General features: G+C 69.4%; 14 protein-coding genes and 1 pseudogene. 4 read left to right on the top strand and 11 right to left on the bottom strand.

Translation table 11 applies throughout. The features are described from left to right. Nucleotides 1-19: 19 nt before the first annotated feature. Both thiD (AC069H_RS36705) and AC069H_RS36700 read right to left on the bottom strand, forming a co-directional pair. Entirely contained in the window at nt 20-850 is an 831-nt protein-coding gene (thiD, locus tag AC069H_RS36705) for a bifunctional hydroxymethylpyrimidine kinase/phosphomethylpyrimidine kinase (protein ID WP_478230246.1), read from the bottom strand. A 23-nt stretch (nt 851-873) separates the two neighbouring features. Next, nucleotides 874-1,797, bottom strand: a complete 924-nt coding sequence (locus AC069H_RS36700) for an NADP-dependent oxidoreductase (protein ID WP_478235382.1) — start codon at nt 1,795-1,797, stop codon at nt 874-876. A 77-nt stretch (nt 1,798-1,874) separates the two neighbouring features. Here AC069H_RS36700 and AC069H_RS36695 point away from each other — a divergent pair, with 77 nt between their 5' ends. Then, nucleotides 1,875-2,255: a winged helix-turn-helix transcriptional regulator gene (locus AC069H_RS36695; RefSeq protein ID WP_478230244.1), complete on the top strand. Its 381-nt coding sequence runs from the start codon at nt 1,875-1,877 to the stop codon at nt 2,253-2,255. 55 nt (nt 2,256-2,310) lie between these two features. Here AC069H_RS36695 and thiD (AC069H_RS36690) read toward each other — a convergent pair whose 3' ends face one another. The 4 genes and pseudogenes from thiD (AC069H_RS36690) to AC069H_RS36675 form a co-directional block, all read right to left on the bottom strand. Continuing rightward, the gene (gene thiD, locus AC069H_RS36690) at nt 2,311-3,126 is read right to left on the bottom strand and encodes a bifunctional hydroxymethylpyrimidine kinase/phosphomethylpyrimidine kinase (RefSeq protein ID WP_478230243.1); all 816 of its coding nucleotides are present in this window, start codon (nt 3,124-3,126) and stop codon (nt 2,311-2,313) included. Beyond that, entirely contained in the window at nt 3,123-4,766 is a 1,644-nt protein-coding gene (gene thiC / locus AC069H_RS36685; protein ID WP_478230242.1) for a phosphomethylpyrimidine synthase ThiC, read from the bottom strand. Before thiC ends, thiD (AC069H_RS36690) begins: the two co-directional genes overlap by 4 nt. A gap of 160 nt (nt 4,767-4,926) precedes the next feature. Then, a pseudogene (locus tag AC069H_RS36680) lies at nt 4,927-5,109 on the bottom strand (LysE family transporter); the annotation flags it as partial. 76 nt (nt 5,110-5,185) lie between these two features. Further along, complete coding sequence (locus tag AC069H_RS36675; protein ID WP_478235381.1) at nt 5,186-5,449, bottom strand: LysE family translocator; 264 nt, start codon at nt 5,447-5,449, stop codon at nt 5,186-5,188. A gap of 168 nt (nt 5,450-5,617) precedes the next feature. Between AC069H_RS36675 and AC069H_RS36670 the strand changes: the two genes are divergently transcribed. Next, nucleotides 5,618-7,786 (top strand): glycoside hydrolase family 15 protein, encoded by a 2,169-nt coding sequence (locus tag AC069H_RS36670; RefSeq protein ID WP_478235397.1) that lies wholly within the window; start codon nt 5,618-5,620, stop codon nt 7,784-7,786. 108 nt (nt 7,787-7,894) lie between these two features. On the opposite strand, the gene AC069H_RS36665 is transcribed toward AC069H_RS36670, so the two are convergent. Next, nucleotides 7,895-8,467, bottom strand: coding sequence for a peptide deformylase (locus tag AC069H_RS36665; protein WP_478235380.1), 573 nt, complete (start codon nt 8,465-8,467; stop codon nt 7,895-7,897). 158 nt (nt 8,468-8,625) lie between these two features. On the opposite strand from AC069H_RS36665, the gene AC069H_RS36660 reads away from it, so the two are divergent. Both AC069H_RS36660 and AC069H_RS36655 read left to right on the top strand, forming a co-directional pair. Continuing rightward, entirely contained in the window at nt 8,626-8,937 is a 312-nt protein-coding gene (locus tag AC069H_RS36660; protein WP_005160574.1) for a DUF3263 domain-containing protein, read from the top strand. Beyond that, nucleotides 8,934-9,578 carry a LytR C-terminal domain-containing protein gene (locus AC069H_RS36655; RefSeq protein ID WP_478230239.1) on the top strand — a complete coding sequence of 215 codons (645 nt, stop codon included), beginning with the start codon at nt 8,934-8,936 and terminating at the stop codon, nt 9,576-9,578. Before AC069H_RS36660 ends, AC069H_RS36655 begins: the two co-directional genes overlap by 4 nt. A gap of 54 nt (nt 9,579-9,632) precedes the next feature. Here AC069H_RS36655 and AC069H_RS36650 read toward each other — a convergent pair whose 3' ends face one another. The 4 genes from AC069H_RS36650 to AC069H_RS36635 form a co-directional block, all read right to left on the bottom strand. Next, nucleotides 9,633-11,912, bottom strand: coding sequence for an AAA family ATPase (locus AC069H_RS36650; protein WP_478230238.1), 2,280 nt, complete (start codon nt 11,910-11,912; stop codon nt 9,633-9,635). A gap of 266 nt (nt 11,913-12,178) precedes the next feature. Beyond that, a complete protein-coding gene (gene pssA, locus AC069H_RS36645; RefSeq protein WP_378443732.1) occupies nt 12,179-13,150 on the bottom strand; it encodes a CDP-diacylglycerol--serine O-phosphatidyltransferase in 972 nt (323 codons plus the stop codon). Between the two features lie 3 nt (nt 13,151-13,153). Further along, nucleotides 13,154-13,882 (bottom strand): phosphatidylserine decarboxylase, encoded by a 729-nt coding sequence (locus AC069H_RS36640; RefSeq protein WP_007033423.1) that lies wholly within the window; start codon nt 13,880-13,882, stop codon nt 13,154-13,156. Nucleotides 13,883-14,359: 477 nt separating this feature from the next. Further along, a complete protein-coding gene (locus AC069H_RS36635; protein ID WP_340686527.1) occupies nt 14,360-14,641 on the bottom strand; it encodes a GlsB/YeaQ/YmgE family stress response membrane protein in 282 nt (93 codons plus the stop codon). Nucleotides 14,642-14,827: the final 186 nt, after the last annotated feature.

The raw sequence follows: 14,827 nt of genomic DNA, 5'->3' as shown, positions 1-14,827 counted from the left end.
ATCGTAACCGGACGGGTGCTCAGTGCCCGGGCGCAAGCCGCCAGAACGCCGAAACCGGACCGACCTTCGCGCCCATCGGGTAGGCGTTTTCGACCGCGTGTGAAACGAACCACTTGCCGTAGCGGGCGGCCTCCACGACGGACATCCCCTTCGCGAGACCGGCCGTCAGCGCCGACGCCATGGTGTCCCCGGCGCCGTGCGTGTGCTGGGTCGCGAACCGCTCGCCCGGCAGTTCGACGAACGTGGAACCGTCGAAGAGCACGTCGACGCATTCGGGGTCGGAGACGAGGTGGCCGCTCTTCACGAGCACGTACTTCGGCCCGAGCCGGTGCAGCACGACGGCCGCCTGGTGCATCTGTTCACGGGTGGTCACGGTCATCCCGGTCAGCAGGCGGACCTCGTCGAGGTTCGGCGTGAGGACGGTCGCGCGCGGCAGGAGCTCGTCCCGCAGCGCGACCAGCCCGGCCTCGTCGAACAGCGGATGACCGTGCATCGACGCCGCGACCGGGTCGACCACGAACGGCACCTTGCTGTCGCGGCCGATCTCGGCCTTGTCGCACGCCGCGGCGACGGCGTGGATGATCTCGGCCGAGGCGAGCATGCCGGTCTTGGCCGCGTTGACGCCCATGTCGGCCGCGACGGCCTCGATCTGGCCCGCGACGATCCGCGCCGGGATGTCCGTGCGGTCGTGCACGCCGAGGGTGTTCTGGACGGTCACGGCGGTGACCGCGACCAGACCGTGCACGCCACAGGTGAGGAACGTGCGCAGATCCGCCTGAAGGCCGGCGGCGCCGCCGGAGTCGGACCCCGCGATGGTCAGCGCCGACGGCGGGCTCGGGTTCTCGCTCATGGGTTCATTTTCCACGCGCGTTCTCAGAGGGTCAGGACGAGCTTCCCGGTGACCCTGCCACCTTCGCCGGCTTCGTGCGCCTTCGCGACGTCCTCGAGAGGGAAGGTCTGGTCGACGTGGACGCGCAGTTCACCCTTCTCGACGAGGCCGGTCAGCGCCAGTAGACCGATCTCGTCGGGTTCGGCGAGCATCCCCGACGTCCGCACGCCGAGCTTCTCCGCCTTCGTCACGACAGCCTCGCTCGGGCCGCCGGGCACCGCGATCAGCAGGCCGCCCGGTTTCACCGCGTCGAGCCAGCGCAGGTCGCTCTGCTCGCCGACCAGCCCGAACACGACGTCCACATCGGACACGGTCGCGCTCTCGTCGCGGTAGTCGATCGGCTCGTCGACGCCGAGCTCGCGGAGAAAGTCGTGTTTCCCGGCGCTCGCCGTGCCGAGGACGTACGCGCCACGTGCCTTCGCCACCTGGACGGCGAGGTGCCCGACCCCGCCCGCGGCCGCGTCGATCAGCACACGCTGCCCCGGCCGGACGTCGGCGATGTCCACGAGGCCCTGCCAGGCGGTGAGCCCGGCGAGCGGCAGTCCGGCGGCCTGCTCGTGGGTGAGGTTCGCGGGTTTGCGCACGAACTGGCGGGCGGGCGCCGCCACGTATTCGCCGTAGCCGCCGGCCTGCCGAGGGAACCACGGGAAGCCGAGGACCTCGTCGCCGACGGCGAAACGCGTGGTGCCGACGCCGAGCTCCTCCACCACCCCGGAGACGTCCCAGCCGAGGACGAACGGTGGCTCGCCCATGAAGACGCCGTAGGCCCGGGTTTTCCAGTCGACCGGGTTGACGCCGGCCGCGCGCACCCGCACGAGCACCTCCGTCGGGGCGGGGGACGGCCGATCGGTTTCGGTCACCTCCAGCACTTCCGGGCCACCAAGCCGCTGCTGGGTCACGACGCGCATGGAAAGCTCCTCCGTTGTCGGTGCTTTCCATGCTCGGGCGCTTGGTCTCTTTTCGCTAGAAGGCACTTTATAGTGAAGTGCCGGAATCCCCGTGGGACATCTACCTGCGGAACTGCCCGTGTCGAGACGTCCTCGATCTGCTCGCCAACAAGTGGACCGCGCTCGTCCTCGGCGCGCTGTCGCGGCGGCCGCACCGGTTCGGTGAGTTGCGCCGCGCCGTCGGCGGGATCAGCCAGAAGATGCTGACGCAGAATCTGCGTGCCTTCGAACGCGACGGCCTGGTCACGCGCACGGTCTTCCCGACCACGCCGCCGACCGTCGAGTACGCGCTGACCGAACGCGGCGCGAGCGCGGGCACGCTGCTCATGGCGGTCAGCGAATGGTCCGTCGCCAACTTCGACGGGATCCTCGAATCGCGGAAGGAGTACGACTCGCGGGTGATGGAGCCCGTCAGCTGACCTCGTGAGTGGCAAGGACGGTTCTAACCGTCATTACCACTCACGAGCCCAGCACCTACCGCAGCCTCCAGAACGGCGACACCGGCCCTACCCCGGCCCCCAGCGGATACGACTCCGCCACACAGCGCTCGATGAACCGCTTCCCCTCGGCGACGGCGGTCGGCACGTCCGCCCCCTTCGCCAGCGAAGACGTGATCGCCGAAGCCATCGTGTCGCCGCCGCCGTGCGTGTTCCGGGTGTCGAAGCGGGGCCCGCTCAGCTCCACCCAGGACTCACCGTCGGACAACAGGTCCACACAGTCCTGAGCCGCGTCGAGATGCCCGCCCTTCACCAGCACCCACTCGGACCCGAACTCCAGCAACGCCTCCGCCGCCTCGCGCTGAGTCGATGGCCCGGTCACGGAAACGCCGGTCAGCAGCCGCACCTCGTCCAGGTTCGGCGTGATCAGCGTGGCGCGCGGGAAGAGTTCGGTGCGGATCGCCTCCAGCGCCTCCTCGCGCAGCAACGCGTGCCCGGTCATCGAAGCGGCGACGGGGTCGACGACGAACGGCGTGTCCGACGAGCGTCCGATGTGGACTTCATCGAGGGTCTTCGCGACGGCGTTGATGATCTCGGCCGTCGCGAGCATGCCGGTCTTCGCCGCGTCGACGCCCATGTCCGTGGCGACGGCCTTGATCTGCCCGGTGACGACGTCGACCGGGATCTCGCTGAACCCCTGCACACCCAGCGAGTTCTGCACGGTGACCGCGGTGAGCGCGACCATCCCGTGCACCCCGTTGGCGAAGAAGGTGCGCAGGTCTGCCTGGATGCCCGCACCACCACCGGAATCCGATCCGGCGATGGTGAGGGCCGTCCTGGGCGTGGCTGTCACTGATTGACCACCGGCAGGTACACCTTGTTGCCCTGCTCGGCGAATTCGTGCGACTTCTCCTCCATGCCCGCCTCGATGGCCTCCACAGTGGACAGTCCGTGTTCCTCGGCGTACTTGCGGACGTCCTGGGTGATGCGCATCGAGCAGAACTTCGGCCCGCACATCGAGCAGAAGTGCGCCGTCTTCGCCGGCTCCGCGGGCAGCGTCTCGTCGTGGTACGCGCGGGCGGTGTCGGGGTCCAGCGACAGGTTGAACTGGTCGTTCCAGCGGAATTCGAAGCGGGCCTTGGAAAGCTCGTCGTCCCACTCCTGCGCGTACTGGTGCCCCTTGGCGAGGTCGGCGGCGTGTGCGGCGATCTTGTAGGTGATGACGCCGGTCTTCACGTCGTCGCGGTTCGGCAGGCCGAGGTGCTCCTTCGGCGTGACGTAGCAGAGCATCGCCGTGCCGTACCAGCCGATCTGCGCCGCGCCGATGGCCGAGGTGATGTGGTCGTACGCCGGCGCGATGTCGGTCGCGAGCGGGCCGAGGGTGTAGAACGGCGCCTCGCCGGTCAGCTTCTCCTCGAGTTCGACGTTCTCCTTGATCTTGTGCATCGGCACGTGGCCGGGGCCTTCGATCATCACCTGGACGTCGTGCTCGCGGGCGATGTGGGTGAGCTCGCCCAGCGTCTCCAGTTCGGCGAACTGCGCGCGGTCGTTGGCGTCGGCGATCGAGCCGGGCCGCAGGCCGTCACCGAGCGAGAACGTGACGTCGTACTCGCGCAGGATCTCGCAGAGTTCGGCGAAATTGGTGTACAGGAACGATTCCTTGTGGTGCGCGAGGCACCACGCCGCCATGATCGAGCCGCCGCGCGAGACGATGCCGGTGACCCGGCGCGCGGTCAGCGGGATGTAGCGCAGCAGTACCCCGGCGTGCACGGTGACGTAGTCGACGCCCTGCTCGCACTGCTCGATGATCGTGTCGCGGTAGACCTCCCACGACAGCTTTTCCGGCTCCCCGTTGACCTTTTCCAGTGCCTGGTAGATCGGCACGGTGCCGACCGGCACCGGCGAGTTGCGGATGATCCACTCGCGCGTCTCGTGGATCCGCTTGCCGGTGGAGAGGTCCATGATCGTGTCGGCGCCCCAGCGGGTGGCCCACACCATCTTGTCGACCTCCTCCTCCACGGAGGACCAGACGGCCGAGTTGCCCATGTTGGCGTTGATCTTCACCAGGAACTTCTTGCCGATGATCATCGGCTCGGTCTCCGGGTGCTTGCGGTTGGCGGGGATCACCGCCCGGCCGCGCGCGACCTCGTCCCGCACGAATTCCGGCGAGCAGCGCTCGCGTGCCGCGACGTACTCCATCTCGCGGGTGATGACGCCCTGTTTCGCCCAGCCGAGCTGGGTGTTGTGCTCACGACCGTCGGCCCAGCCGGCGCGCAGCCGATGAAGTCCACTGTGGACATCGATCTGCGCGTCGTCGTCGGTGTACGGGCCGGAGGTGTCGTAAACGTCGAAATGCTCGCCGTTCGAAAGATCGATCCGCCGCGCGGGGACCCGGAGACCGGATTCCGTCTGGTGATAGACCTTCCGGGAACCGGTGATCGGCCCGGTGGTCACGGTCGGCGTGATGCCCTGGGCATTCTCAAGCGTCGTCAACGACGTTCACTCCCTACGCCGGCATTACCCGGTCAGGTTCATGCGGTCGGCGGCGCCGGGTCCTCTGGAAAGACACCAGCCGCCCTCTCAGCCCGCCATGGCGCGAGCTCCCGCGGTTGTTTGGTTGTGCCCCGACCATGCCACGCCGGGGCGCGGACAATCAACCCTCCAAGGCGACGGTCACTCCGAAGCCGACCAGGACGCCGCCGGACGTGCGCTTCAGCCACAGCTTGACGCGATCGCGGCGCAGCCACTCACCCAGGCGTGTGACCAGCAGGGCGAGCGACGAAGACCAGACGATGTCGACGGCGATCCACACCGCGACGCACAGCAGCAGCGGCCACGGCCCGGCGTCGGAGGGGACGAACTGGGGAGGAACGAGATCGCGAACACGCCCGCCTTCGGGGTGCTCACGTTGATCAGGAAGCCGGAGCGGAAGCCGCGCCCGGCGGGTTCGGCGACATCGTCGGCCCCTCGCGGAAGAAGAGCGCTTTGACGCCGAGGCAGATCAGGAAGACCGCGCCCGCGATGCGCAAGACGTCGTAGGCGACCTGGGAGGCGATGAGGAGCGCGGTCAGGCCGAAGACCGCGGCGAGTCCCCAGAACGCGACGCCCGCCTCGATACCCGCGACGGTGGCGAACGCGTTCCGGCGTGAGCCCTTCGCCGACCGCTTGATGAGCATCACCGTCGCCGGGCCGGGGATCGCATCGCCATGAGGAAGGCGGCAACGCGATTCTCTGGGCCGACATGTCGACGGCGTTAGCGGTTCACCGGTTTGGAGCATGTGCGCGCCGGGGATTCACGACAGAATCCCGGAGGTTCTGCACCGTTACAGAAGTCTGGGGTGGATATGCGAAAACTCATGCTCCCGGCACTGGCAGGCGTGCTGATCGCGGGGCTGGTCCCGGCGGTGGCCGCGGCACAGGGCGGTGAGGCGCCCGGAGCGCCCGGCGCCCATCCGAGCTGGCTCCCGGCGGACAAGACCGGCTTCGGCACCGCCCGCGAACGGGCGAGCAACGTCTGGTTCACCCTCCAGGGCGGCCGGATGTCCGAGGTCTACTACCCGGATCTGTCCACGCCGGGCGTTCGCGCGCTCGACCTCGTCGTCACCGACGGGACGAGCTTCGCGACGGTCGATTCGTCGGCCAAGGCGCAGCGGGTGCGCCGTACCGAGGGCCTCACCTACGAACAGACGATCACCGACGACCAGCGCCGCTGGAAGCTCCGCAAGACCTACGTCACCGACCCGGCGCGCACGAGCGTGCTGGTCGACGTCGACTTCGTTTCGCTGACCGGCCGCCCGTACCAGGTGTACGCGGTCGCGGATCCCGATCTCACGAACGAAGGATCCGACGACTCCGCACGCACCGATGGGGTGAACGGGGTCGCGTCCGACGCGAAGGCCGCGGCCGCGCTGGCGGCGGAACCGGCGTTCTCGCGGAGTTCCGTGGGTTATTCGGGTTCCTCCGACGGCATCACGCAGCTGACGAAATCCTTCACCCTCAAGGATTACGCGACCGCGGCCAAGGGAAACGTGCTGATCACCGGGCAGACGTCCGCCGACGGTGTCCGCTCGCGGGACTTCACGCTTTCGCTCGGCATGGGCGCTAAGGACGCCGACGCGCTCGCCAACGCGAAAGCCTCGCTACGGCGCGGATTTTCCGACACCGCCCGCGCGTACGACCGCGGCTGGAAGCAGTACCTCCGCCAGGTGAAGGACGCGCCGTCGTCGCTCAAGACCAAGCAGGAACGGGACCTCTACCAGGCGTCCGTGCTCATGCTCGCGGCGAGCGAGGACAAGATCCACCAAGGGGCGCTCATCGCGTCGCCGAGTATGCCGTGGCGGTTCGGGAACAACGACCCGGAATGGTCGCCGTCGGGTACCTATCACCTGGTCTGGCCGCGGGACCTCTACCAGATCGCGACCGGTCTGCTCGCCGCCGGCGACCGCGACGCCGCCAACCGGTCGATCGACTACATGTTCGGGACGCAGCAGCTGCCGGACGGGCATCTGCCGCAGAACAGCCACGTCGACGGCACGCCGTACTGGACGTCCATCCAGCTCGACGAGACCGCGCTGCCGATCGTGCTCGCCCAGCAGCTCGGCCGCACCGACGCCAAGACGTGGCAGGGTGTGCGCAAGGCAGCGGAATTCCTGTTGTCCTACAAGGCGGACAACGGGCACGCGTCGCCGTACAGCCAGCAGGAACGCTGGGAAGAACAGGACGGCTACTCGCCCTCGACGATCGCCGCGGTGATCGCCGGGCTGGTCTGCGCGGCCGACATCGCCAAGGCGAACGGCGCCGCCGCCGACGCGAAGCGCTACCTCGACACCGCCGACGCGTTCAAGGCGAAGCTCGCCCAGTGGACGGTGACCACGAACGGCCCGCTGTCGAAGGACCCGTACTTCGTCCGGCTGACCAAGGACGGCAACGCGAACAACGGCACGAAGTACAACCTGGGCAACTCCAGCGTGACCATGGACCAGCGTGCCGTGACCGACGCGGGATTCCTCGAACTGGTGAGGCTGGGTATCTACCGCGCCGACGATCCGGTGATCAGGAACAGCGTCAAGGTCACCGATGCCGACATCGCCTTCACCACCCCGACGGGTCAGTTCTGGCACAGGTATACGAAGGACGGCTACGGCGAGAAGGCCGACGGGTCACCGTGGGACTACACCTTCCCGGCGGAAAGCCGGACCACTTTCGGGCGACTCTGGCCGCTGCTGGCGGGTGAACGCGGCGAGTACGACCTCGCCAATGGTGACCGTGGTACGGCCGCGAAGCGCCTTCGCGACCTGGGGCGCGTCAGCAGCTCCGGGGACACGATGCCGGAGCAGGTCTGGGACGAGAACGCGCCCTCGGGGCAGCCCGGCTTCCCGGCGGGCACCCCGACCGCGTCCGCGACGCCGCTGGCCTGGACGCATGCGCAGTACCTCCGGCTCGCGTGGTCGGTGGAGGCGGGGAAGGTGATCGAACAGCCGCGGGTGGTGCGGTGCCACTTCCTGGGCTGCTGACCCCGGCTCGCTAGCGCAATGAAGGGGCCTTTCATCGCAGAATTTGCGATGAAAGGCCCCTTCATTGCACGCGGGGGCGGGTGCGAGGAGGGTCCGTTCTGCGCTGGCTCAGTCGTCGGCGGACTCGGGCCGCGCTTCCGGCAGCCACGTGTTGCCCGGAACGCCCCATTTGTTCGCCTTGAGCATCTTCTTCGCCGCACGGGCGTGGCGCCCGACGAGCCGGTCGAGGTAGATGAAGCCGTCCAGGTGATCGGTCTCGTGCTGCAGGCAGCGCGCGAAGTAACCGGTGCCTTCGACCTCGATCGGATTGCCGTCGACGTCGAAGCCGGTCACCTTCGCCCACGAAGCGCGGCCGGTCGGGTACGACTCGCCGGGCGCCGACAGACAGCCTTCCCAGTCGTCGTCCGGATCCGGCATCGTCTCCGGGATCTCCGAGGTCTCGAGCTTCGGGTTCACCACGACGCCCTTGTGGCGCGTGCCCTCGTCGTCGGGGCAGTCGTAGACGAACACGCGCAGGTCGAGGCCGATCTGGTTGGCCGCGAGGCCCACCCCTTCGGCGGCGTACATGGTCTCGAACATGTCGTCGATGAGCGTGCGCAGCTTGTCGTCGAACTCGGTGATCTCCCGAGTCGGGTTGTGCAGCACGGGCTCGCCGGCGATCACGATGGGATGGACGGTCACGCGCGCAGTTTAGTCGGACCCTTCTGGTACACCCTTACCCATGACGCGCCGACGTCGTTACCGAGGCCGGGCGCCGCATCCGTGGTCTAATGGCGCCGCGGAATGACAAGCCTGTGGTTTCACGCCCGCCGAGCACTGACCTGATTGCGAGGAGTCGGATGGACGCCGCGGAGTCGATGGCTGAGCCCGACCAGCCGTCCCCGTCGGAGACCGTGAACGGCCTCAGCGAGCGCGAGCTCGACATGCTCGCGTTCGAACGGCAGTGGTGGAAGTACGCCGGCGCGAAGGAACAGGCCATCCGCGAACGCTTCTCTATGTCGTCGACGCGCTACTACCAGTTGCTGAACCGGCTGCTCGAGAAGACCGAAGCCATGCAGGCCGATCCGATGCTGGTGAAGCGCCTGCGAAAGACGCGAGCGGCCCGGCAGCGCAATCGCGCGGCCCGGCGACTGGGGATCGATCTCTCATGAGTCTGTTTTCGGGTCTGTCCCGGCCGATGAAGGCCGCCGGACTGGCCTTGGTCGGTGTCGCCGTGATCGCCGCCGTGATCGGCGGCATCACCCTGACCAGCGGCGGCGGTGACTCGGACACCGCGACGCCGCCCGGCAGCACGCCCACGTCCTCGGACGGCGCGACGCAGCCTTCGTCCCCGGCGCCGGGTTCGCCCTCCGCCGGCACGCCGCCCGCGTCGTCGGCGCCTCCGTCGAGCGCGCCCGCGAGTTCGGCGCCGCCTGCGAGCCAGCCAGGGCAGACGGGGCAGCCAGGCCAGCCCGGGCCGGGACAGCCCGGCGGTGATCAGCAGGCGTCGCACAAGTGGGTGACGGTGCGCGTCTACAACAACAGCACGATCCAGGGCCTCGCCGAGCAGGCCGCGAAGGACTTCCGCGCCTCCGGCTGGAACGTCTCCGAGGTCAAGGGCTACCCGGGCAGGCTCCCCGAGACCGTGGCGTACTACCGGCCGGGCACCGACGAGGAGGCGGCCGCGAAGGCGCTGGCGCTGGAGTTCGGTTTCCGCGCCGAGCCCAGGTTCAAGGAGATCGAAAACATCGGCCCGGGCGTGATCGTCATCCTCACCAAGGACTACAAGACCAACGACAAGGACGGCTCCTAGCCGATCCGTGAAAGGGCCCTCTCCCTCGCGAGGAAGAGGGCCCTTTCACGTACTTCAGACCTGGGTCTGCGCGTACGCCTCCAGCGCGGCGAGCTGAGCCGGGTCGAGCGACGGCCGCACGGCCTTGGCTGCCTTCGCCAGATGCTCGGCGGTGACCTCCTTGGCCTCCAGCGATTCGCGCATCGCGGTCAGCGCGGCCTCCCGGATCAGCGCCGCGCAGTCCGCCGCCGAATAACCGTCCAAAGTGGCCGCATAGGCCGCGAGGTCCACATCGGACGCGAGCGGCGTGTTCTTGGCGCTGGCGGCCAGGATCGCTTCGCGCGCGTGCGCGTCCGGCGGCGGGACGTAGACGCGGCGCTCCAGCCGTCCGGGCCGCAGGAGGGCCGGGTCGACCAGTTCCGGCCGGTTCGTCGCACCGAGGACGACGACCTCGCGCATCGGCTCGACACCGTCCAATTCGGTCAGCAGGGCCGCGACGACGCGGTCCGACACGCCGGAATCCGAGGACTGGCCGCGGCGCGGGGCGAGCGCGTCGATCTCGTCGAGGAAGATCAGCGACGGCGCGGCCTCGGCGGCGCGGCGGAACAGTTCCCGCACGGCGCGTTCGGACTCGCCGACCCATTTGTCCATCAGTTCGGCGCCCTTGACCGCGAAGACGTTCAGCGCGCCGGTGCCCGCGAGCGCGCGGACCAGGAATGTCTTGCCGCCGCCGGGCGGCCCGTACAGGAGCACGCCGCGCGGCGGATCGACGCCGAGGCGGGCGAACGAGTCCGGGTAGCGCAGCGGCCACAGCACCGCCTCGGTGAGCGACTGCTTGACGTCGGTCATGTTCCCGACGTCGTCCAGCGTCAGCCCGCCGGTCGCCAGGTTGTCCGAAGTGGACATCGAAATGGGACGTACGGTGGTCAGCGCGTCGAGCAGGTCCTGCTGGGAGATCCGGGGTTCGTCGGCTTCGCGTTGCCGCAGCGCGGCGCGGAGGGCGGCGTCGCGGCGGAGCGCGATGAGGTCCGCGGCCACGAAGCCGGGAGTGCGCTCGGCGATCGGGCCGACGTCGACGCCGGACTCCAGCGGGGCCTCGCGCAGAAGCACGCGCAGCAGTTCCGTTCGGGTCTTCGAGTCCGGGAGCGGCAGGCCGAGTTCGCGGTCGAGCAGGTCTGCGGCCCGCAGCCGCGGATCGGTGGACTCGGCCCGCCCGGTGGTGGCGACGACGGCGAAACCCTTGGTGCGCAAGGCTTTGCGCAGGTCGTCGAGGACGACCGTCGCGAGCGGCGGCGGCTGGGACGCGGGCAGCAGCGCGTCGATGTCGGTGATCAGCAGGACAGCGGGGTCTTCGTCGTGGGTGGCCTGCTCGATCGCCTCACGCAGGCGCGCCGCGGCGACGTTCGGTTCGAGGACGGCGATGTTCGGCGCCGCGAGCGACACCACCCGCACCTTCTCGGCCTGTGCCACGGCGCGGACCAGTGTCGCCTTCCCGACGCCTTCCGGCCCGGACAACAGGACCCCGAGATGCGCCGACGTCCCGAGTTTCGCCAGCAGCTCCGGGCGGTGGAAGGCCAGGTCGAACCATTCGGCGAGCTTGCGCGCGGCCGCTTCGGAGCCGGCGAGATCCGACAACGGCGGCACGGATTCCTCGGCCGCCTCGTCGATCCGCTCGTCTTCGACGATCTCGGCGTCGATGAAATCCTCGTATGGCGTGGCAGGAGTGCTGCGCACCAGCGTCGTCCCGGCGCGGGCCGGAGCGGCGGCGGGCGCGGGCTCACCGGTGCGGGCGCCGTCACGCCAGCTGACCACAGTGGACGGTCCGACGGCGACCGGCCCCGACGGCTCGGTGGCGGTGACGGTGAGCAGCTCGTTCGTCCACGTCATGCCGATGGCGCGGGACAGCTGGCCGCGGACCGCGGAGACGTCGGAACCCGGCGCGGGCGCGAGATCCTGGGGGAGCAGGGAAACGGCGTCGCCGACGGTCAGGACCTTGCCGATCAGGGCGAGCCGCAGGGTGTGCGGGGAGAGCGACACGCTCGCGATACGCGAACCCGCCACGGTGACCGTCTTCGCGGCCGATACCTCCGCCGGCGCGACGACGACCTCCGAGCCCTCGGTCACGCCGAGGTTCGACATCGTGACATCGTCGAGGAGGATCACCCCCGGGATCCCCTCCGCGTCCGACGGGGCGGCCAGCGCCGAGCTGACCCGCGCGCCGGTGACACGGACTGCGTCCCAGGCCATCAGGCCGAGTGCGTCGAGGACTTCGGGGTGCAGCCGGACGACGCCGCGGCGGGAGTCCAGGGCGGACGGGGTGTGCCGGACGGTCAGCGTGATCTGGGGTGCGCTCACCCCGCCACCCTATCCAGCCGCCGCGCGCTCAGCCGCCGCCGCGCGGTGAGGCGCCGAAGTACATGAAGGCCTCTTTCCTCGCGTCTAGCGCGAGGAAAGAGGCCTTCATGTACTCAAGCCGTCTGCCCCAAGTTGTCCACAGGGTCACCCACTTGTGGACAACTCCGGTCCCTGACCCCCGTTTCCCCAGGTCCCGTCGGACACCCCCGATACGCTGGGCGCGGGGCCGTCCCCCAGGGACGGGTGGGGGGCTGGGGTGGCGCGGGTCAGCGTTTCCGGAGGCCGATCCGGCGCCACGAGCGGCGACGCGGGCCTCGGCCGTTGTCGCGGTCCTTGTCGGTGCTGATGGTGCGCGGAGTACGCGCGACGTGCTGTTCGCCCCGCTGGAGCCGGACCCGCTGAGCGGCGCCGGCCACCACCCGGCGCAGCGGCGGGCGCAGGCCAAGACGGCGGCGGCTCGAGCGCCGCCGGATCGCGCGCCGTTCCCGCGGCGGCGCCATCCACGCCTCGGGATGGTTCGCCAGCCACCGTTGCCGGTACACCGAGTACGGGATGTGCGCCAGGTACAGCACCAGCGCGATCGCCAGCGCCACCAGCGGGAACTGGATGATAGCGGCGGCCAGCAGGCCCACCCCGACCAGCAGCGGCGCGATCGCCTTGGGCGGCGCCTTCACCGTCTTCAGCGACAGCGTCGGGATCCGGCTGATCAGCAACGCGGCGACGGCGATCGTCCACACCCACACCACGTACTGGTGCGACCACCAGCCCTGCCCGAACTGCAGTTCCAGGATCAGCGGCAGCATCGCCAGCAGACCACCGGCGGGCGCGGGCACCCCGACGAAGAACTCGCCCGCGTACGGCGGCTGCTCGGTGTCCTCGATCAGCGTGTTGAACCGCGCCAGCCGCAGGATCATGCAGACCGCGAAGATCAGCGAAGCGACCCAGCCGATCCGCTCGCCCTCCGCATGCCAGACGTACAGCACCAGCGCGGGCGCGACACCGAACGAGATCCCGTCGGACAGCGAGTCGAGCTCCTGCCCCATCTTCGACGTCGCGTCCAGCAGCCGCGCGATCCGGCCGTCGAGACTGTCGAGCACCGCGGCGATCCCGATCGACGCGATCGCCATCGGATAGTTGCCGATCAGCGCGAACTGCACCGACGACAGGCCGGCGCACAGGGCGAGCACCGTGATGGCGTTCGGCAGCAGCCGCACGCCGGGAGTGGTCACGCGGACCATGGATCAGCCTTCCGGGTGCGGCGCCGTGGGCAGCTCGGCGATCGGCGTCTCGCCGCCGATCGTGCGCTGGCCCTTCGAGACGAGAACCTTGCTGCCCGGCGGCAGGTACAGGTCGACTCGCGAGCCGAAGCGGATGATGCCGTACGTCGCGCCGACGCCGACCTTGTCACCCTCGCGGATCTCACAGAGGATGCGCCGGGCCACCAGCCCGGCGATCTGCACCACGACGAGCTCGTGGCCGTCTTCGGTGCGCATGAGCACGGAGTTGCGCTCGTTGTCCTCGCTCGCCTTGTCCAGGTCCGCGGACAGGAACTTCCCTGGCCGGTACGCGACCCGCTCGATCACGCCCGACGCCGGGACCCGCTGGACGTGCACGTCGAACACCGACAGGAACACGCTCACCCGCATCCGCGGTTCGGCGGGCAGGCCCAGCTCGGGCGGCGGCACGGCCTCCTCGATCAACGAGACCAGACCGTCCGCCGACGCGACCGCGAGGCCGGACTGGGCGGGCGGGACGCGCTTCGGCTCACGGAAGAACGCGGCCGTGGCGGCCGTCGCGAGCGCGCCGACGACACCCAGGCGCTTGGAGAACCTCCGCAGCACCAGCGTCGCGGCGAGGCCGCCGAACACGAACGGCCTGCCGGCCGGGTGCATCGGCGGGACGGTCTCGCGGGCGAGCTTCACGGCGTGCGCGAGGGGGTTACCAGTGGCTTCCGGCCGGTTGCCGCTCATTGGTCGGGTTCACCGCAGTTCGTGTCGGGGGGTCGGGACAGGAAGAGCCACCACGCTACCGCCCTGTCCGGAGACGAGCCGTGGCCTCCCCCGGAAGGGTTTCCCCGGGCCGGGTGGGAGGGGCCACATCCCGGTAACGGAAGGTGGAAATACGCGATAACTCTAGGTAGTTGATGCCGATAGCCGACCTTGAGGACCCGCGAATGCCCGCCAGTCCGGACCCCGCAGGCGAGCGACTCGCCGAGCTGTTCCGCGCCTGGAAGAGGGACATTTCGGCGGCGCCGATGCCTCCGCTCATCGATCCCGTCCGCGCCGCCTCGGTCATCGCCGAGGCACGCGCGTCCGGTCGCATATGCCCCCCGACGGCACATGCGACCGGACGCGGCCAATGGAACTGAGCGAAACTCCCACTTTAGTTCGCCGGACGCCCGTGATCACCGGTCGCGAGAAAACCGTTACCAACGGTCACTCCATCGGTCATCGGCGAGAGGAATCGCTCCGCCCGGAACCGCGCACCAGCCGCAGCAGGGCGAGCAGCACGATCGAACCGAGGATGGCGACGCCGAAGCTGGGGAAGTCGAACTCGAAGGTCCGCTCGGTGCCGGTGGCGAGGCGGTAGACGAAGCCGCCGAGCGCCGCGCCCAGTACGCCGATCAGGATGCTGAACAGGCAGCCACCCCGCCGGTCCGGTCCGCCGACCACGACATTGGCCAGCCACCCGGCGATGGCGCCGAACACGATCCACGAGAAGAAACCCATGCCATCGAGGTTACGTGGACTGCCCGAGGTGGCCCCGGTGGCGCCGCCCGCCCGCGGTGGTCGTGGGGGGGGGGTTGTGTTTTCCCCCCAACCCCCCCCCCCCACCCCCCCCCCCCCCACCCCCCCCAAACCCAAAATTCTCCCTTCCAAAAAACACCTTTTAAATACCTTTTTTCGTCCCTGTCG

The sequence above is a fragment of the Amycolatopsis sp. NPDC043887 genome (assembly GCF_056435665.1).
This window is presented reverse-complemented; position numbering and strand designations above follow the sequence as displayed.